Origin of the sequence: Geobacillus sp. 47C-IIb (assembly GCF_014679705.1) — a bacterium.
GTDB lineage: Bacteria > Bacillota > Bacilli > Bacillales > Anoxybacillaceae > Geobacillus > Geobacillus thermodenitrificans.
Genome location: NZ_CP061473.1, coordinates 25,346 through 44,142 on the forward strand (window position 1 = coordinate 25,346; position 18,797 = coordinate 44,142).

The 18,797-nt window shown below is 48.9% G+C and carries 20 protein-coding genes and 1 pseudogene; 16 read left to right on the top strand and 5 right to left on the bottom strand.

The annotated features are described in order from the left end of the window. The first annotated feature begins 88 nt into the window (after window positions 1-88). The 5 genes and pseudogenes from IC804_RS00150 to IC804_RS00170 all read left to right on the top strand — a co-directional run bounded on the left by IC804_RS00150 (window position 89) and on the right by IC804_RS00170 (window position 4,137). Window positions 89-406 (top strand): metal-sensing transcriptional repressor, encoded by a 318-nt coding sequence (locus IC804_RS00150; protein ID WP_008879170.1) that lies wholly within the window; start codon window positions 89-91, stop codon window positions 404-406. Between the two features lie 14 nt (window positions 407-420). After that, entirely contained in the window at window positions 421-2,817 is a 2,397-nt protein-coding gene (locus IC804_RS00155; protein ID WP_060475833.1) for a heavy metal translocating P-type ATPase, read from the top strand. Window positions 2,818-2,832: 15 nt separating this feature from the next. Continuing rightward, the gene (gene copZ, locus IC804_RS00160) at window positions 2,833-3,036 is read left to right on the top strand and encodes a copper chaperone CopZ (RefSeq protein WP_060475834.1); all 204 of its coding nucleotides are present in this window, start codon (window positions 2,833-2,835) and stop codon (window positions 3,034-3,036) included. 60 nt (window positions 3,037-3,096) lie between these two features. Beyond that, window positions 3,097-3,629, top strand: a pseudogene (locus tag IC804_RS00165) (DUF1541 domain-containing protein). Between the two features lie 298 nt (window positions 3,630-3,927). Continuing rightward, a complete protein-coding gene (locus IC804_RS00170) occupies window positions 3,928-4,137 on the top strand; it encodes a hypothetical protein (protein WP_008879165.1) in 210 nt (69 codons plus the stop codon). A gap of 33 nt (window positions 4,138-4,170) precedes the next feature. On the opposite strand, the gene IC804_RS00175 is transcribed toward IC804_RS00170, so the two are convergent. Continuing rightward, entirely contained in the window at window positions 4,171-5,544 is a 1,374-nt protein-coding gene (locus IC804_RS00175; RefSeq protein WP_081157131.1) for an amino acid permease, read from the bottom strand. Between the two features lie 205 nt (window positions 5,545-5,749). On the opposite strand from IC804_RS00175, the gene IC804_RS00180 reads away from it, so the two are divergent. The 7 genes from IC804_RS00180 to IC804_RS00210 all read left to right on the top strand — a co-directional run bounded on the left by IC804_RS00180 (window position 5,750) and on the right by IC804_RS00210 (window position 12,146). Continuing rightward, window positions 5,750-6,232 carry a PH domain-containing protein gene (locus IC804_RS00180; RefSeq protein WP_008879163.1) on the top strand — a complete coding sequence of 161 codons (483 nt, stop codon included), beginning with the start codon at window positions 5,750-5,752 and terminating at the stop codon, window positions 6,230-6,232. Then, window positions 6,222-7,667 carry a PH domain-containing protein gene (locus IC804_RS00185; protein WP_081157132.1) on the top strand — a complete coding sequence of 482 codons (1,446 nt, stop codon included), beginning with the start codon at window positions 6,222-6,224 and terminating at the stop codon, window positions 7,665-7,667. Before IC804_RS00180 ends, IC804_RS00185 begins: the two co-directional genes overlap by 11 nt. Beyond that, window positions 7,664-8,290, top strand: coding sequence for a LysE/ArgO family amino acid transporter (locus IC804_RS00190; RefSeq protein WP_011887374.1), 627 nt, complete (start codon window positions 7,664-7,666; stop codon window positions 8,288-8,290). Before IC804_RS00185 ends, IC804_RS00190 begins: the two co-directional genes overlap by 4 nt. A 128-nt stretch (window positions 8,291-8,418) precedes the next feature. Then, window positions 8,419-9,648 (top strand): DNA polymerase IV, encoded by a 1,230-nt coding sequence (locus tag IC804_RS00195; protein WP_081157133.1) that lies wholly within the window; start codon window positions 8,419-8,421, stop codon window positions 9,646-9,648. Further along, complete coding sequence (locus tag IC804_RS00200; RefSeq protein WP_008879159.1) at window positions 9,645-9,833, top strand: hypothetical protein; 189 nt, start codon at window positions 9,645-9,647, stop codon at window positions 9,831-9,833. Before IC804_RS00195 ends, IC804_RS00200 begins: the two co-directional genes overlap by 4 nt. Before the next feature lie 335 nt (window positions 9,834-10,168). Continuing rightward, on the top strand, window positions 10,169-11,356 hold the full coding sequence (locus IC804_RS00205; protein WP_223812856.1) for a spore coat protein CotH: 1,188 nt from the start codon (window positions 10,169-10,171) through the stop codon (window positions 11,354-11,356). A 121-nt stretch (window positions 11,357-11,477) separates the two neighbouring features. Next, window positions 11,478-12,146: a hypothetical protein gene (locus IC804_RS00210; protein ID WP_011887377.1), complete on the top strand. Its 669-nt coding sequence runs from the start codon at window positions 11,478-11,480 to the stop codon at window positions 12,144-12,146. Window positions 12,147-12,253: 107 nt separating this feature from the next. Here the strand turns inward: IC804_RS00210 and IC804_RS00215 are convergent, their stop codons facing one another. Further along, window positions 12,254-13,567 (bottom strand): ArsB/NhaD family transporter, encoded by a 1,314-nt coding sequence (locus IC804_RS00215; RefSeq protein ID WP_051358515.1) that lies wholly within the window; start codon window positions 13,565-13,567, stop codon window positions 12,254-12,256. Between the two features lie 348 nt (window positions 13,568-13,915). Continuing rightward, the gene (locus tag IC804_RS18965) at window positions 13,916-14,212 is read right to left on the bottom strand and encodes an S-adenosylmethionine decarboxylase family protein (protein ID WP_011887379.1); all 297 of its coding nucleotides are present in this window, start codon (window positions 14,210-14,212) and stop codon (window positions 13,916-13,918) included. Window positions 14,213-14,520: 308 nt separating this feature from the next. Here IC804_RS18965 and IC804_RS00225 point away from each other — a divergent pair, with 308 nt between their 5' ends. Both IC804_RS00225 and IC804_RS00230 read left to right on the top strand, forming a co-directional pair. Further along, window positions 14,521-15,021: a hypothetical protein gene (locus tag IC804_RS00225; RefSeq protein ID WP_029760779.1), complete on the top strand. Its 501-nt coding sequence runs from the start codon at window positions 14,521-14,523 to the stop codon at window positions 15,019-15,021. A gap of 25 nt (window positions 15,022-15,046) precedes the next feature. Beyond that, window positions 15,047-15,211: a hypothetical protein gene (locus IC804_RS00230; RefSeq protein WP_223812857.1), complete on the top strand. Its 165-nt coding sequence runs from the start codon at window positions 15,047-15,049 to the stop codon at window positions 15,209-15,211. Between the two features lie 145 nt (window positions 15,212-15,356). Here the strand turns inward: IC804_RS00230 and IC804_RS18365 are convergent, their stop codons facing one another. Next, window positions 15,357-16,523 carry a hypothetical protein gene (locus IC804_RS18365; RefSeq protein WP_223812858.1) on the bottom strand — a complete coding sequence of 389 codons (1,167 nt, stop codon included), beginning with the start codon at window positions 16,521-16,523 and terminating at the stop codon, window positions 15,357-15,359. 38 nt (window positions 16,524-16,561) lie between these two features. Next, window positions 16,562-17,206: a hypothetical protein gene (locus IC804_RS18370; RefSeq protein WP_223812859.1), complete on the bottom strand. Its 645-nt coding sequence runs from the start codon at window positions 17,204-17,206 to the stop codon at window positions 16,562-16,564. 198 nt (window positions 17,207-17,404) lie between these two features. On the opposite strand from IC804_RS18370, the gene IC804_RS00240 reads away from it, so the two are divergent. Both IC804_RS00240 and IC804_RS00245 read left to right on the top strand, forming a co-directional pair. Further along, a complete protein-coding gene (locus IC804_RS00240) occupies window positions 17,405-18,040 on the top strand; it encodes a BMQ_0737 family morphogenetic spore coat protein (protein WP_008879152.1) in 636 nt (211 codons plus the stop codon). A gap of 104 nt (window positions 18,041-18,144) precedes the next feature. Then, entirely contained in the window at window positions 18,145-18,723 is a 579-nt protein-coding gene (locus tag IC804_RS00245) for a hypothetical protein (protein ID WP_008879151.1), read from the top strand. Window positions 18,724-18,797: the final 74 nt, after the last annotated feature.

The window sequence follows — 18,797 nt, forward strand, 5'->3', positions numbered from 1 at the left end:
TTTTTGTTACGAAAAGAAGATAACGTGTTGTAACTATATACCCCCTTCGGGTATAATGTATATAGACTAAAAAGAAGAGGTGAATAAGATGACTCACCCGTCACAAGAAGAACATGTGCTTCATGGAACGATGATCCCGCGTACGAAAGAGGAAATCGAAAACATTATGAAACGGCTAAAACGCATCGAAGGACAAGTGCGCGGGGTGCAGAAAATGGTGGAAGACAATCGCTATTGTATTGATATTTTAGTCCAAATTTCCGCCATCCAAGCGGCGCTGCGCCAAGTGGGGATGCAACTGCTTGAACGCCATGCGAATCATTGCGTAGCAAAAGCGATCCGTGAAGGAAGCGGCGAACAATCGCTCCGCGAGTTGATGGATGTGATCAAACAGTTTGCAAAATAAGGGAGGGTTGACCGATGGGAGAGCCAAAAACGGTGACGCTCCGCATCACCGGCATGACGTGCGCCGCCTGCTCGAACCGGATCGAAAAAGTGTTGAACAAACTAGACGGGGTCAAGGCGAACGTCAACTTGGCGATGGAAAGGGCGACGATTCAATATGATCCTGAAAAACAGCGCCTTAAGGATATTGAAACGAAAATTGAGCAATTAGGTTATGGCGTGGCGAAGGAAAAAGTGACGCTCGATATTGCCGGCATGACGTGTGCGGCGTGCGCGACGCGGATTGAAAAAGGGTTAAAACGAATGGACGGCATTACCGCGGCGACGGTCAACTTAGCGACGAACAGCGCTGTCGTTGAATACGAAGAAGGTGTGTTGTCCATCGAGGATATCCTAAAGAAAATCGAGCGGCTTGGCTACAAAGGACGCCTCCGTGAGGAGCGGTCGGGCGTTCGCAATGAAGACGAATGGAAACAAAAGCGGCGCCGACTCGTTTTGTCAACGGTGTTCTCACTGCCGCTGTTGTATACGATGATCGCCCATTTGCCATTCGATCTCGGTCTGCCGATGCCGCATGGGCTGATGAATCCGTGGGTGCAGCTTCTGCTGGCCACTCCGGTGCAGTTTTACATCGGCGGCCCGTTTTATCTCGGTGCGTACCGGGCGTTGCGCAACAAGAGCGCGAACATGGACGTTCTTGTCGCTCTCGGCACGTCAGCGGCCTATGTTTACAGCTTGTATGAGGCGCTCAAAACGTTGGCTGTCCCAGGCTATGCGCCAAGATTGTATTTTGAGACAAGCGCAGTGTTGATTACGCTTGTTTTGGTTGGCAAATATGTTGAGGCGCTCGCCAAAGGGCGGACGACGGAAGCGATTTCGAAACTGTTGAGCCTGCAGGCGAAAGAGGCGACGGTCATCCGCAACGGAAGCGAACAAAAGGTGCCGCTCGAACAAGTTGTTGTTGGCGATACGATCATCGTTCGGCCGGGGGAAAAAATTCCGGTGGACGGAACGGTCATTGCCGGAGCCTCGTCGGTCGACGAGTCGATGATTACGGGTGAATCGATTCCGGTCGATAAAAAAGAAGGCGATTCCGTCATTGGTGCGACGATCAACCAAAACGGCGTTTTGACCATCCGAGCCGAAAAAGTCGGGAAAGATACAGCGCTCGCCCACATCGTCCGCATCGTCGAGGAAGCGCAAGGGTCAAAAGCGCCGATTCAGCGGATGGCCGATGTCATCTCCGGCATTTTTGTCCCGATTGTTGTCGCCATCGCGACCGTTTCGTTTCTCGTTTGGTACTTGATCGTGGCGCCAGGCGATGTCACCGCCGCCCTTGAAGCGGCCATCGCCGTGTTGGTTATCGCCTGCCCGTGCGCGCTCGGCTTGGCGACACCGACATCGATTATGGTCGGCACCGGCAAAGGGGCGGAGTACGGCATTCTCTTTAAAGGAGGTGAGTACTTAGAGAGAACGCAGCAAATCGAAGCGGTGTTGCTTGATAAGACAGGAACGGTGACAAAAGGCAAACCGGAAGTGACCGATGTGATCACGCTCCGGGAAGACATGCTTGCCTACGCCGTTTCGGCCGAGAGCGCTTCGGAACATCCGTTGGCGCAAGCGATCGTTGCGTATGGAAAAGAAAAAGGAATTGCGCCAAAGCCGCTCCGCCGTTTCTCGGCCATGGCCGGGCATGGCATTGAAGCGGTGGTGGATGACCAATCCGTGTTGGTCGGCACGCGCAAGCTCATGACCGACCGTTCGATTGATGTAGCGAGCGCAGAGGAACGAATGGCGGCGTTGGAAGCACAAGGAAAAACGGCGATGCTTGTCGCCATTAACGGAGAGCTGGCCGGTTTAATCGCCGTCGCCGATACGGTGAAAGAGAGCTCGAAACGAGCCATTCAGACGTTAACGCAAATGGGGATTGATGTGTACATGGTGACCGGCGACAACCGCCGCACCGCGGAAGCGATCGCCAGCCAAGTTGGCATTCGTCATGTGTATGCGGAGGTGCTGCCGGAAGAAAAAGCGAACATCGTCGCCAAGCTGCAGCAACAAGGAAAGCGGGTGGCGATGGTCGGCGACGGCATTAATGACGCTCCGGCCTTGGCGAAAGCCGATATCGGCATGGCGATCGGCACCGGCACCGATGTGGCCATTGAAACGGCTGACGTGACGCTTGTCGGCGGTGATTTGGCTCATATTCCGCAGGCGATCGAGTTGAGCCGGAAAACGATGAGAAACATCCGCCAAAACTTGTTTTGGGCGTTGGTTTACAACACGATCGGCATTCCGGTCGCTGCCGCCGGCTTATTAGAACCATGGATCGCCGGTGCGGCGATGGCGTTTAGCTCCGTATCGGTCGTTGCGAATGCGCTTCGTCTGAAACGGGTGAAACTATCACAATAACGGGAGGAAAAAACGATGACGCTCACTTTACACGTGCAAGGAATGACATGCGGCCATTGCAAAGCCGCCGTCACGAACACCTTACAACAGCTCGATGGCGTCCGCCGGGTCGACGTCCATTTGGAACAAGGGACGGTCGACGTCGAGTACGATGAGGCGAAAGTGACCGTGGATCAGTTGAAAGCCGCGATTGAAGATCAAGGATATGATGTCGTCTAACGATTGGGCATTCCCTCTCCTTTGAGGGAATGCTTTTTTTATTTCGCCGCGGCATAGGGGCTGATCACGGCTTGCACCGGTACTGGAAATGATGAAGCGGCGCCAAAAGAAAACGCCAGCCAAGAAGAAAACCCCCATGATGCCGATCACGGGGAAATGAACCACTCCGGTTTAGGCGATGTCCCGGCCGGATTGGAAGAAGCCCAACAACCCACCTACCTGGTCGGAAGCAAAATCATCATTCACGCTGACCATATGCCGGAGATGAGCGGGGCGGAAGCGACTGTTTCTGACGCGTTTGACACGACTGTCTATACAGTGACACACCCCGACGACCGGCGGAAACTCGGTGAAAAACCATAGATGGGTCATTCATGAGGAAATCGAAAGCGCTGGGGAAGAGTCGTTTCAGCCAGGGGATGAAAGTCGTCTTGAACGCTGACCATATGGAAGGGATGAAAAGCGCGAAAGCCATCATCGATTCAGCCCAACAAACGATAGTGTATATGGTTGATTACATCGATACAGAAACTGGCGAACAAGTACCAAACCACAAATGGGTGACGGAAGATGAACGGTCGCCCGTGAAATAGTGAATAAGCGACGTTTGCGTCACGTGCACAGCAAGAGTGTCTCCAAAGCGGTGAGAACCCCTTCTTCTATAGATCCCATACTGAACAACGTCACCATGGTACATTTCGTGATTCAGTACGGGGATGATCTTTAGAGATCTTCTCGTTTCTCTTTTATGGAAATAAAGGTATAATGAAACCGATATGGAATGAAGAGTATGATAGATTACAAAAGGTGTGAGCGAGAAAACCTATCCCTTTTATGAAGATGAAAGCAAGCATTTTCCTATATGGAATGATTGAGGGGAGAGAGAAAACAATGAAATGGTTTTGGCTGGGGGTTCTGCTGTTTTGCTTATGCTGGTTCGTATATGGAGTCGGAGTCAGTTTGTATCGTTTATGGGTCGAGCAACGAGTGGACGGGCAAGCACTGATTTTGGCGCTCGGCATGGCGGTCATGAGCTGGCGGGCGTGGGATGAATGGCGCGGAAACAGTTGGGGGCAACAAGAAAATAGGCGCCGTCCATAACGACAACGGCACCTTTTCTTTGTGCATTCTTGTTTATGCGGATTGTTCATCAATGTTCTGTTCCGGCAGCCGGCGCTGTTTTTCTTTGATGAATCCATACATTGCGAGAATCGCCAAAATCATCAGGCAAAGAACGGAGCCGATTCGATGCTCGCGCTGGAATAAAAAACTCACCCAAATCGCGCCGAGCGACACGACGGCGATGCTCGTCGTGTACGGAAATCCTTTGACGCGAAAGAACGGATTCGTGTCGTAATTCGGCCGCAGTTTGAGTTGGGCCGCTCCGATCATCATCCAGACGATCAGCACCGTAAACCCAGGGATCGTCATCAACTCGCCGATGATCCGCCCTGGCGCCAAGTACGCACCGACGACTCCTGCGGCAATGCAGAGAGCGACCATTCCCATGCCGTAAAGCGGCACCCCGTGTCGTGTCGTCCGTAACAAGCGGCGGCTTGCTTCTCCTTGTTCGGCCATTGAAAAGAGCAAGCGAGAAGTGGCGTACACCCCGGTGTTGGCTGCTGATAAGACGGCAATAAGCAGGATCGCGTTCATCACATGGGCGGCACCCGAAATGCCCGTTGCCTCGAGCACTTGGACGAACGGGCTGTTTTCCGCCGATACGGCGTTCCACGGCATGATGCCGCAAATGATGGCGATCGGCAGTACGTAAAAGCCGATGACCCGCCATATCGTGGTTTTGATGACCCGCGGCAGCACCCGGTCGGCGTCTTTCATCTCTGTCACCGCCACACCGATCAGCTCGGCTCCACCGTATGAAAACACAACCACAAGCAAGGCGCTGATCATGCCCCCAACCCCATGCGGAAACCAAGTATCGTAGGTCGCATAACGGGCCCATGGGTCTCCGTTCGCCCCTTCGATCACACCAAACCACATGCCGGCCCCAAGCAAGATGAATACAACTAGCGCCGCCACTTTCAATCCAGCGAGCCAAAATTCCGTTTCTCCATAGTATCGAACCGGAAACAAGTTCAGCACGATAATCAATAACGCGCAGCCAAGGGCGAGCAGCCAAAGCGGCACAGATGGCATCCAATAGCGTAAAAAACTTCCTGCCGCAAGCAGCTCGACGACTGTGACCAATGTCCAGTTCGCCCAATACAGCCACCCGACGAGAAACGACCAACGAAAGCCAAACGCCCGGCGGATCAAATGTTGAACGTTTTCGCCCGGATAGGCGAGGGCCATCTCGGCTAATGCGGCCATAATAAGAAACAGCAGCGCCCCGCCGAGGAGATATGTGAGAACGACACTTGGTCCGGCGATGTGAATCGTATCGGCGCTTCCTTTGAAAATACCGGTGCCGATCATGCCGCCTAGCGCCATCAACTGTACATGGCGAGGCAACAGCCCTTTTTGCAACGATGGGCGCGAATGTTCCATACAGCAACAACCTTTCTCGTACGAAGTTCCTTCCATGATGCACTTTTTCGCTTTTATGCTTTTATGCAGTTAAGCAAAAAAGATAGTTTTAGAATATAATAGTTATGTTTTTCTGTCAATGATTCGTGAAAAACACATCGTCAGTATGGAAACGTTTTGTTATACTGGAAACAGGTTTTGAACTTGCCAAAAGGAGATTGATAGAATGCTTCGCAACAGCGGCAAACCGATTTCAGAAAAAGCCATCACCGTGTGGCGCTTGACCGGGGTGTTAGTAACGTTGGCGTCCGGGGGAGTCGTCGGCGGAATCGCATGGTTTCTGTCGCGCTTTCATGTTCCTAAATGGTGGTTAGTGGTGTTAGTTGGCATCTGGGTAGTGGAAGCGATCTTATGGGTCGGATGGTTGCCTCCCTTGCGCCAGAAACGATGGCGTTATGATATTCGCGAGGAAGAAATAGAAATTCAGCACGGTGTTTGGTCAACGACATGGACGCTAGTTCCGATGAATCGCGTTCAACATGTCGATGTGCGGCAAGGCCCTTTTCTTAAACGGTACGGGTTGGCTTCGGTTGTGATTTTCACGGCCGCCACTGTCCATGAAATCCCTGCGCTATCTGAACCGGAGGCGGAAAAGCTCTGCCGGTTGATCGCTGAGTGGGCGAAGGTGGCGGATCGGAATGATGACTAAGCGCCGTCTTCATCCCGTTGCGATGGTAACCGGAGTAGGGAGAGAGCTGAAAAACGTGCTGCTCCCGCTTTTGGTAGTTGTCGTAGCTGGCAGCGGCGGCGATTTTTCTTGGCGGGATCTCGTCGTGCCGCTTCTTGTGCTCGCCTACACGATCGTTGCCGGCATTCTTTCCTGGGTTCGCTTCACTTACGGCTGGGATGATCAAACATTGCAAGTGGAAGAAGGAGTATTCGTCCGCAAAAAACGGACAATCCCGTTCGAGCGCATTCAAGGCATTTCCATAACGGAAGGAATATGGCAACGGCTGGCGGGGGTCGTGAAAGTCCATATTGAAACGGCTGGAAACGTGCCCGGAGAAGCAGAAGTGACGCTCGCGGCCGTTTCGAGGGAAGAGGTTCGCCGCTTGCAGCGCGATATCGAGCAAGCAAAAGAGCAGGCAGAGGAGTCTAATCCATGGAACGACCAGGAGAAGCGACTACTGTCTCCTCCCTTATTTACGCTTTCCGTAAAGGAAGTGTGGCTTGCCGCTGTGACAAGCGGGGGAGCGTTTGGCGTAGTGGCGGCCGTTTGGGCCTTTCTGTCTCAGCTCGGAGATCTTATCCCGTATGAAGCGCTCTTTCGCAATGTGCAGGCGACATGGAATGGACATGGGCGGTGGTACATCGGAATCATCGGTTTGGTTGCACTGTTGGCCGCGTATGGAGTGGCGATCGTACAAAATATGATCCGCTTCGCTTCGTTTGCCGTGCGCAAGCAAGAAGATACGATTGTCATCACCCGCGGTTGGCTTGAACGCAAAACGGTATCCGTCCCCATTGGCCGCGTCCAAGGGGTGATGATCCATGAGAGCTGGCTGCGGCGTTTGTTCGGGTACGCGACCGTGTCGCTCATTCATGCTGGTGGAGCGCTTGACGGCGGCCCACCGGGTGATGTGGTTCTTTGCCCGCTTGTAAAAAAAGAGCGCGTCTCCTCGATTGTTCACGCGTGCCTGCCGGAGTATGATCTCGATGTCACGTTCCACCCATTGCCGGAGCGCGCCAAAATCCGTTATATGCTTCGGCCGCTCTATTGGTTGATGGTCCCGGTGCTATTGGCCGCCTACATCGAGCGCCCGTGGGGAGCAGGACTTTTGCTTGTGTTGCCGCTCGCCGCGTGGATTGGGGTGCGTCGCTATCGGGCAGCCGGTTGGGCGCTTTCTTCAAGGCAGCTAACACTCCGGAGCGGCTGGTTCCGCCAAACGACAACATACATGTTGAAACGCCGCCTGCAATCGATTGAGGTGTCGGCGACATGGTGGCAAAAGCGAAAACGATTAGCAACCATTTCCGCCGCCGTTATGCCACTTGGTACTTCCGCTCGCGTCGTCGATGTGGACGGGCAAGACGCAGCAGCGGTGTATCGCTGGCTGCAAGCGGAAAGAAAGGATGAAACATGATGAGTGCGTTTGTTCATGGATTCATCTTGGCGTTGGGACTGATTTTGCCGCTTGGTGTGCAAAATGTGTTCATTTTGACTCAAGGAGCGGTTCAGCGGCGTTGGGTGCACGCCTTGCCCGCGGTGCTGACGGCGTCGTTGTGTGATACGCTGCTCATTTTGCTTGCCGTTTTGGGTGTCTCCCTCGTTTGGCTTGGTTCCTCCTGGACGAAAATGGTTGTGATGGGGGTGGGCGTCCTTTTTTTGCTGTATATGGGCTGGAGCACATGGAAGAGCGAGCCTGCAACAGGCGAAAGCGAAGCATCGGAAATGTTTCCGCCTCGCAAACAAATCGCTTTCGCCGCCTCAGTATCGCTGCTGAACCCTCATGCCATTTTGGATACGATCGGTGTCATCGGCACGAACTCGCTCCGCTATACGGGATTGGAGAAAGCGTTGTTTGCTGCGGCGTGCATTCTTGTCTCGTGGGCTTGGTTTGTTGGGCTTTCCCTCGCTGGAAAGATGCTTGGTCGCTTCGATGGCAGCGGGAGGGGATTGCGAACCATGAACCGGGTTTCCGCGCTCATCATTTGGGGAGTGGCTGGATATATGCTCATGGACCTGTTTCACGATCGGCTGCCCTAAGACGGCCGAAGGGATGGCGCGCTTAGCATGAATGTAACGAACCCGTATCCTGAAGCAAGCCGAGCGGTTTCCAACGAACGGATGATCTGCTAAAATAGGAAACAACGAAAGAAAAGAAGGGAAGAAAGATGCAAACGGAGCGCGAATCGCATGGGCGGATCATTTTTCATGTAGACGCCAATTCGTTTTTCGCTAGCTGTGAGATCGCCCGTGATCCATCGCTTCAGAAAAAACCGGTCGTTGTGGCAGGAGACCCGAAAGAGCGGAAAGGAATTGTGCTGGCGGCCAGCTATGTAGCGAAACAACAGTTTGGCATCTATACGACGATGCCGCTTTGGGAAGCGAAAAAACGCTGTCCATCGCTCGTCGTGCGGCCGCCGGATTTCGTGTTATACCGCGAAGTAAGCCGTCGCTTGTTTCAATGCTTACAGCGTTTCTCGCCCGTATTAGAGCGCGCCTCCATTGATGAAGGCTATTTGGACATGACCGGGCGGACGTCAACGGTTCACCCGCTCGCTTTGGCGCACCATATCCAACAAGAACTGCTTGAGCGGTTGTCGATTCCGGTGAGTATTGGTATCGCCCCGAATAAGTTTTTGGCGAAAATGGCAAGCGACATGAAAAAGCCGCTTGGCATCACCGTGCTGCGCAAACGCGATGTCCCGCGCGTGTTATGGCCGCTTCCGGTCGAACACATGCATGGCGTTGGTGACAAAATGGCGAAAAAGCTGCATGCGCTTGACCTCCATACGATCGGTGATATTGCAAAGGCCGATCGGGAGCGTCTTCGTCAGACGTTTGGCATCTATGGTTTGCGCCTTCAAGAGAAAGCGAACGGCATCGATCCGCGTCCGGTTGATCCAGTGGCGGCGGAAAAGAGAAAATCGATCGGACACTCAACAACGTTGCCGTACGATATGGATGAGGAACAGAACTTGCTCGTTGTCTTGCGCCAGTTGGCTGAGTCTGTCAGTGCGAGGATGAACGAAAAGCGGGTTGTCTCGCGGACCGTTCAACTGACCATTCGCTACTACGATTTTCAAACCATCACTCGCAGCCAAACCGGAATGGATCCGTTATGGGATGCGGAAGACATCTTTTCCTATGCTGCACGGTTGTTCCAAAAGCATTGGGACGGTCGTCCAGTGCGGCTTCTTGGCGTTGCTGCGCTCCATGTGTTTGACCGGACCGGGGCGGTGAAGCAGCTTGATTTGTTTCACTATGAAGAGGATGCGAAAACAGAAACTCTTTGGAAAACGGTTGAACAGCTGCGGGCGAAATTCGGTGTTCGCGCCCTGCAAACGGGCGCCGAACTGCTTTCGACTGACAGGAAAAAGAGGGAGGAGGAAGAACGTTGACGATATTCATAGTTGCTGCGTCTGTCGTGATGCTTGCAGGCCTAGTCGGTACGCTCGCGCTGTCTGGACGGGGAGACGAGCAGTACACATCAGCAACAAAAGGCAATCTCACCCGCTTAGTGTTGATTTATGCCGGATTAGCCATTGTCCTAGCGGCAGGAATTGGGATATACGTAGCGTTGTAACACGTGAAGGACTATACGACTATAATTGCCGACGATTTGCCTATTTGGATGCAGCGTTACTGGTTAGAGAGGGGGGGTATGGACAATCGCTCCTATAATAACAAAGTCGCAATCGGTTCATTTCGTGCAAGGTGTTGCCTGTTTTCATCACGGAATGAACCGATTTTTTTGGCGCAGTTAAAAGGTTGGCACGGATGGCTAGCCCCAGGGCGATCCTCAACGGGCTGGCCTATTTTTTTTTTGTAGGTTGTTGACGGATGCCGATTTTCGCTGGATACGTATATATACAGTATGAATATCCCTTATGGACAACAGTATAGGAAAGGAGTATGGAAATGGTGGCGTATGACATGCATGGCGCGTCCATGCCGCTTGAGGCAAATCGCGAATTGCAATCATTAATTGGGAAAACCGTTACTGTCTACCGCGGTGGTCCCGAATCAAAAACAGGGAAACTTCTCGATGTTCAATCAGACTATCTTGTCCTTTTTGTTGAAAGCGAAGCAGCGATGATTTATTATGCGTTGCACCATGTTCAAAGCATTAGTGAAAATGTGAAAGCCAATTCCGTTTCGTCGCTTTCTTCATATAGCGACGAAACTGTTATGCCGGTAAGGGCGACGAGTTTTTATGAGCTGTTAAACAGTTTGGTCAATGAGCACATTCAAATTAACCAAGGGGGACCAGAGTCAAAACGAGGAACCTTACTAGGTGTCAACGACGATCATATTATTCTCTTCACAAAAGATGATGGGATTGTGTTTTACCTTCTCCGCCATCTGAAAAGCGTCCGTGTACAAATGAAAACCGAAGAGAACAAGGAGGTAGATGCCAAGACCCCAGCCGCGGAACTTGAAGCAAACGCAATGGAAGACGCCACAACAGAAGTCACGGGGCATAACGATATGGAAGCAGCAAGCGAAGCGCCGCATATACCAGGAGGGGAAGAGACACACGAAGACCAAGAACATGACCCGCTACCCCCGCCCGTTTATGTAAAGGCCGCAAACGTAACGGATCTATTTGAGAGACTCATCAATACATGGATAGCGATCAACCGCGGGGGGCCGGAAGCAGTAGAAGGAATCCTTGTTCCGGGAGGAAGCGGTTACTGTACGATTGTCAATCACGATGAAATTATCCGGGTGAATTATGAACACATCAAAAGTATCAGCTGTGGGCCTAAAGGAGCGTTCCAAGCAAATACCATGAATGCCGGAGACGGAAAGGAAACAGGTCAAGCTGAAGCAAAACAAGAGCCTAATCAAGCCGAGCGCGAGGCGAAAAAGGCACAGAAAAAAGAAGAAGAGGGGGTAAAAGCAAAGCAAAAAGAGCAAGGTGACAAGAAAAAAGAAGAAAAAGAGAAGGAGAAAGAGCAAGGCGATAAGAAAAAAGAAGAAGCAAAAGCGAAGAAAAAAGAGCAAGGCGACAAGGAAAAAGAAGAGAAAGAGAAAGAAAAAGAGAAGGAAAAGGAGAAGAAAAAAGAAAAAGAGAAGAAGAAAGAGAAAAAGAAAAAAGGATGATGAGGGAGGAAAACGAAAAAGAGAAAGGTGACAGGCCGAAAAAGGGGGACAATGGGCATCGGTGTAGGTAAACCTAGCATGATCGGCTCGTTCGTCCCTTAAAATCAGAGGGTGAAAGAACATGGACCTATTGAAAACATTACTCGGGAAGCAAGTCAAAGTGGAGATTTCCGGAGGAACTACAGTTCGGGGGGTTTTAATTGATCTTGGGCTCGATATTCTTGTCATCTATACCGGAAAAGAGTATTTGTACATTCCTCACCTGCATATTCACCACATTCAGCTTTACACGGATCCTGAATTCTTGATTACCCCCCCTTTTCCCGACGTTCCTTTGCAAGAGGATGCTGGAATTTCCTATCGAAAAACGTTATTGAACGCCAAAGGAAGGTTTGTGGAAGTTTACGTAATCGGAAACAAATCGATTCACGGTTACATCACCAATGTGCTGAACGATTACTTCACCTTTTATTCTCCGGTTTACAAAACGATGCTCATTTCGATGAATCATTTAAAATGGCTGACCCCTTACCAGAAAAACATCACACCGTATACATTAGGGAACGATGCGCTGCCGGTGCAGCCAACCCCTCTTCCTTTGCAGCGATCGCTTGAGGGGCAGCTCAAAAAAATGGAAGGCCACTTAGTCATTTTTGACTTAGGCGATCACCCGATGAAAATTGGTTTATTAAAGGAAGTGAAAAACAATATCATCCATCTAGTGACCGCGAGCGGGGAATCTGTTTATTGGAAAGTGATTCACTTAAAAACGGTGCACTTTCCATCATAAGATGAAGAACTCGCTTGATGTACGCTGGATAAATGGCGGCGCTAGATGCAACAAAGGAAATTTTATAAAAAAGCCCTCCTTCGTTCACCGCGTGAGGAGGGCTTTTTTTATAGAAGGTGGACCAAAGACAAAAAGAAAATCCAACTATACAGCATGGCAAGGGTAAACAACACCGTCGGTGGAATGACCAAAAGCGAGATTTTTGTATACGTGGACCAAGGAAGCGGATAACGGTATTTTTGTAAGATATGGAGCCAAAGCAACGTTGCGAGCGTCCCTGTTGGCAAAAGCAGTGAGCCGATATCGCTCCCAATGATCATTGCCAAATATGCTGCTTTTAAAATGAGTGGGTCGATACGCATTTCGGTCAATGTCAACGTTCCGATCATGAGCGCAGGGTGGTTGTTAAACACATTTGACAAAATGGACATCATGCTTCCCATGGTGAAAATGGCGTGAAATAAATTAGACACATAAGGCTGCAATTGTTGCACCAAATAATGTCCGAGGCCGGCACCGTTTAACCCGTACACAATAATATACATCCCAAAAGCAAAGATGAGAATATGCCAAGGCGCTTTCCGCAACACATCAAAAGGTTTCATCTGTAACGCGTACCACCGCCATCCGAGCAGCAAAACGGATCCCGTAACAGCTACCCATTCCACCGGGATATGCCAGTAGGAAGCGACAAATAAACTAACCCGCATGACCAACACAAAGAGAAGAATCCCCTTCATCTTTTGTTCCGATATTTTTAAATAATCATAGCCCTCGGAATGGCGGAGGGGGTGCTGATAAAACGAGAGAGGAGTGATTGGGACGGACAGCGGAGGAAGTGTTCTAGGAAGATCTTTGTAAAAAACAGCAAACAGCATTCCGACCAAAAAGAGCAATCCAAGCATGGAAGGAACAAACATCATCGTCGTTTGCAAGTACAGGCTCATATCAATAATCTTTAGCGAAATTAAGTTCACCATGTTGCTCACACCGATCGGTGCGCTTGAGGCGGTAGCGACGAGCGCACCGCTTATCAGGTACGGAAGCTGCTGATGCTTTTTGAGTTGAAAGCTTTTTAAGAGCAACAGCAAAATCGGGGTTGTGATAATGATGCTGCCGTCGTTATTGAAAAACAGTGTCATAAGAAAGCAAAGAGCATTCGTATACCAAAACAGCCGAATACCCGAACCGTTAGCTCGCTCGGCCAATATAGCGGCGATCCAATGAAAAAAGCCGATGCTCTCGAGAACAAGCGCCATGATAAAAGTGGAGATGATGGTGACCGCTGCGCCGCTCACTTTGGCGCTAATGTCGATGAGATTGGAAAAACTGACCGCTCCGCTGACAAGGATGATCGCTGCACCGATCGCGGCCGGAATGGCTTCATGCATTCCTTTCGGGTGCCAATAAATGAGCATCATCGTAAAGAAAAATGTAAACACGATGAGGAGTTCGATGATGGCCAGCCTCCTTTCTTATATTTTTTTCATTGAGGCCATATGTGTAAACTGTCTATAGTGCTCATTTGTACTGCATATATATGTGTCTGAGAGAAGACTTGTACTACGCGATTCGCTCAAATTCGACAAAATCCACATTTGTTCGTTATGAGAGGGCCCATCCATACTTTGAAAGACAGCTCAAGACTGCTGTCTGTTTTTCACTCCAAATCAAAAAACGTTGGCCGAACAAAAGGACGGCCAACGTTTTTTGATGGAAGACAGTTTATCTGTCAAGTCGTTCGCTCGGTTTCGAAAGCTCAAACGGCATCACTTCCTGGCCGATAACGAGCTGGAGACCGTTGCTGTACGCGGAACTGAATAAATGACTACCCGTTTTGCCTGAAAGCCTTTTAACGAAAAATCCGCCTGACTAAGCGGGTCATGTTCCCCGCATGTATAAAAGTCCAACGAAGCATCGTTCTCCTCCGGCCATGTATGAATTGACAGATGCGAGACGTGGCTAAAACGATCATGTCCGTCACACCTTGCGGATGAAACGGGTGAAAATACGAATAGAGCATGTTCATGCCAGTTTTGAGCGGCAGCTCTCAGCAGCTGTGCCAAATATACGTGATTGTTCCAAGGTGGACAGGTTGCACTTAAAGTTATCGAGAATCGGATGTTTCCTCTCCACCTTCAACGGATGATCATCGCCTTTCTACATTGGTTCTTCGTTTATTTCTATGGGGGGCAGAATGCATGTCCGATGGTCTAAAACGTTATGAACGGGCGGCAGATGGGGAGCACTTAAGCGTAAGAAACCGGATCTGCCGATTGCCATATTCGCGGTGTGATGATCCTCACTCTGAGGTGATCCTTTTTAGGTTAAAATGTTAAAATAGATGGAAAAACAGAACGATTATGGAGGATGTATGGCACATTATATTTGGATCATCATCAATGCGTTGTTGGTGATCGGCACTACGCTCTATATATGGCTGTTTCGCCCGAATGACTCAGCTGCGGTGCTGGCAGGAAAATGGCTGGCACAAGTGGCGGTACTGCTGTTTTTGATCAATGTCAATATGTATTTTATTTTTCTTGTTATCCGTAAAACGAGAGTTCGGAAGGTCAAAGTTACCTTAGCGCGGATATCAAGAAGTATGATGAAAGCCCATATCCCGCTCGCGGTTGCCGGAACGGGCTTGATTGTCTTTCACGGAGTGGTGATGGCATGGAAACTCGGCACCGTGATCGGTTTGGGCCATGGGAAACTGGTGACCGGTTATGTAAGCATCGCGATGTTGGCCATCACCTTGTTTGCAGGCGTCCTTCGGCGGCAAAAAGCGTCCGGTTGGAGAAGAAGGTTTCATCTCACCTCCGCCATGCTGTTTGCCTGTTTCTTTCTCCTTCATTTGTTTTGGCCCATCTAATTACGTATAAGTGGGGAGAGGAAACGTGAGGGATTTGCTTTCTTTGTTGACGGAATACCGCCATGTCAAGTGGTCGGCAACGTCTATGAAGAAGACTGAGCTAGTGATGCGCGACGGTTTGTTTGATGTGTTGAGCGATGAGGATGGGGGCGCTCGTTTGTCTATTCAGTTGATGACCTCCAGACTGTGAGATCGTACATGATTTTCCAAGCCATGATCAGTGCTTGTACCCTGCAAACCAGCGTTGAGTTGCTGCATGGCATCCATTCATGATCCTGTTTGGCGATGTTCTGAGGATAAAAGTGGAAGAGGCAGGGAATATTCCCGCCTCTTAGCTATTGTAAGATTTTCACCTTTTTCAGCAGAGAGAACAGCCGCCATTTTTGATTATTCCCTTCTTCTGTAACGAACGATTCTTCGCTCTGAACCATGGTATCATCTTCATCTTTATCCTCGCTTTCCATCGATGCAGAAGGTGGATGGACGAAAGCAGCGGGAAAGACGAGTGAAATGGCATGATGGGCTTCAGCATGCGGTCTTTGTTCATTAGCAGAAATATCTTGTGTTGATACATCATCTTCCATTTTTATAGGTGTTTCTTGATCATTTGTCAACACTGGGGGTTCTTCACTATTCTGATGGTTTTCGTTCTCGCTGTCGTTGGTTTGATGTATTGCTTCAGCCGATTCTTCGTGTGGAGTTGTTTCAGTCGTGCTATTTCGGTGTTCCGAAAGGTTTGCCTCGTCCAATGGTGGCTCAATTTCAACAGAGTAAGAAGGAAGTGTTTCGCTTTCATTCGTCGATTCGTCTCTTGCCTCTGCTTCGGGTGGCGATACATCCTCAACATGTTCAACAATAGAATCACTGTCGTAGTCGTTTCGAATGTCTCTCTCCAAGAAAGTACAAGGAACGGCGCTGCTTAGCGCCCTGTCCTCATCCTCTTCTAAAGATGATTTGTGTTGGGATGGGTGCCGATGGTGATAAGACGGATGTTCAATTCGGACGCGTTTCACTAAGTTGGGTTTTTGGGGGGATAGATGGACTGTTGAAGAGTTGAAGGTATGTGATTCCTTTGTTTTTACAGGCGAGACCACGATGGATTGTTTTGTTTCATCGATAAACTCTTGTAATTTTAAAAAGGTATTAGAGGATGAGAACCTCTTTTCTGTTTGTTTTTTCGTAGGCGATGGATTTACTGGAGCGCTTGATGATGCTTGATGTGCTTCAGAGGGGGTATCATGATTTGCCGTCAACAATTGTATGATTTGAGACAACATATTCTTCAACTCGTCCATATCGTTGTGCGGGTATTCTTGGGTTTGTTCGCTCCATGCTTTTGTCAAATCAGCAATTTGGTTGGAGAGGCGTTTAATTTCTGTTGAAAAGTGCGATGTCTTTTCGATCATCGATTCTAACTCTACTTGTTGGTTCAAAATATGTTTTTGCAGTACCAATAAATCCTTTTGTCTTTCTTGATCTATTTGTGCCAACTTTTCTTCCATCGCATGAAGTTTGGCGGCTAGGATGTGAACTTCCTCTTTTAGTTCGTCCGTTTCAGGTTGATGGGTGGCCAATGTTTTTTCAGTTCTTCAACATCCCTCAATATCCTATCCGTATGATTTTTTAAAAAACTGTAATCTTTTTCCATTGTTCCAATCCTTTCTTTCCATGATGATGTCAATGAGTCGAGTGTGGATTGAAATGAAACATATTCATTCCTTAAAGAACGGTGAACCGAAAGTTCATTCTCTAGTAATTGTTTCTCCTCTTCCAGTCTCCTCCTTTCCTTGTCCCATTCCGCTTGCTTTTGTTTAAACATATCGACTTCTTTTCTTAAAGATTGAATATGTTCATCTCTTAATTCGGCTTGTTCTTTCCAGTAAGCGTATTCTGTTTTGAATTGCTCAATCTCCTCACGCAACGATTCATTTTCTTGACTCGTCCTTTCTAATGTTTCGGACAAGTGCTTGATCTCGTCGGTTTGTCTAGACAACGCGTCTTCATAATGTTGGCATTTCGTGGTGAGTTCATCGTTTTCGGCCTTGAGTTGGTCTATTTGCTCGTGAAGATGGAGCCATTCTTCGCTAGATGCCAACGAAGCAACCAACGTTTTATATTTGTCCACTTCGGACTTCAGGTGGATGATTTTCTGCTGTAATTGGATGCTTTTATGCTCTCCGCTCACGGCTTCACCACCTTTTCAGCATTTGTCGTGAGGAAATTGACCATTCTTTAGAAATTATATGCAAAAACGGGATGGATATTTACACTATAAATCATTACATATAACGGAGAAAATGGGCGTTATAACTATCACTCCCATTATCCTATAACATACTATACAGTAGCCTGAAAAATTGAATGAAAGGAAGGTTATTGTATTATGCCCATTAATTTAGAGCAATTTGCTCAACAATTTGACCCTGAATGCATCCAAGTCTGCAAAGTATACGACTGGACAACACACGTTGTACAGCTTGCCCAAGATATCACCTTTACGTTTCCAGAAGGGGCTTTAGCCGACATTACGATCTCGCAGGTCAATTGTGCTGTCACCATGTTAGAGTGTGCCGAAGACGTTCGCCGCGATATCGAATGTACCGTAGGAAATCAACTTGTTACCTTGCAAGCCGTCACTTTAAGCAAAACGATTCAAATCGTGTTAGAGGTGACTGGAACAAATACAGATGGCGCTCAAGTTACCGTACTTAGCAACCCGGCATTGATCACGACCACCGAGGAAGTGATCCTTTGTGCTCCAGAAGGCACAACGGTATGTTGCAATGCTACACAAAACGCCTTCAATAATTGCCGCGTGGGATCGTTTACGCAAAACGGAGACAGCATTACTGCGAATGTTTCGGTAAGAATTTGCCAAAGCATTGTCGTGACATATGAAGTCATTTTGGAAGTGGCCGCAAGATTCTGCCAGCCTCGCCCGGAAATCATCTGCGAGGAAGAATGCCCTGTGGATGTCTTCCCGCCGCAATGTCCTGCTGTTTTTCCAACGATGATGTAATCACACCGTTTTGTTTGTCTCGTAAAAAAAAGAGGAGATTACTCCTCTTTTTTTCATACATATAACATGAGTAGTAAATCATCCTGCCAGGAAGGAGGAAAACGATGGTCAGTCGTCTTCCAGAAATAGAAAATAAAATCCACGCCATCGAGAAGGAGCTTTACATTGTCAAACAAGCATTAAAAGAGATAAAAAATTTGCGCCAACAGAACAAGCTTGATGGGATTCAAGCCATTTGTTATTTCACTTATTCATTATTGCTTCCGAATACAAAGGGGAATAAAGCGACGGTCGCTGCGAACTTCGTCATTCGTAATATGGGTTCTATTCCGTTGGACAATCCTTTCATCTGTTTACGGGTTACTCCGAAAGAACGCATCGCGTTATCGGCAAAATTAGGGGATGAGATTCAGTATGATCAACGGATTAATCCACTAGTGATGGAGCCGTGGAACTATATGAGCGAACAAGCGGAGCAAATGGTCGAAGAGAAAGGGGAGTTTTGGTTAAAGCCGGTTCGAGTATCACGAATTGAACCAGGGCAAACTCTCTCGTTTTCCAATTTCCAGTTCTACCTCGAGATGGGAGAAGAACGAATGACTTACAAAATGGAAGGATTTTTTTTCTGTCGCCAGTTTCAAGAAGGGGTTCGAGCATTAAATCATATTATCATTCATAGTTGACGTAATCCTTCTTACATGACAGAGCACATTTTACAATCGAGCTTCCATGTTCCACAAATTGTTAGAAACAAAAA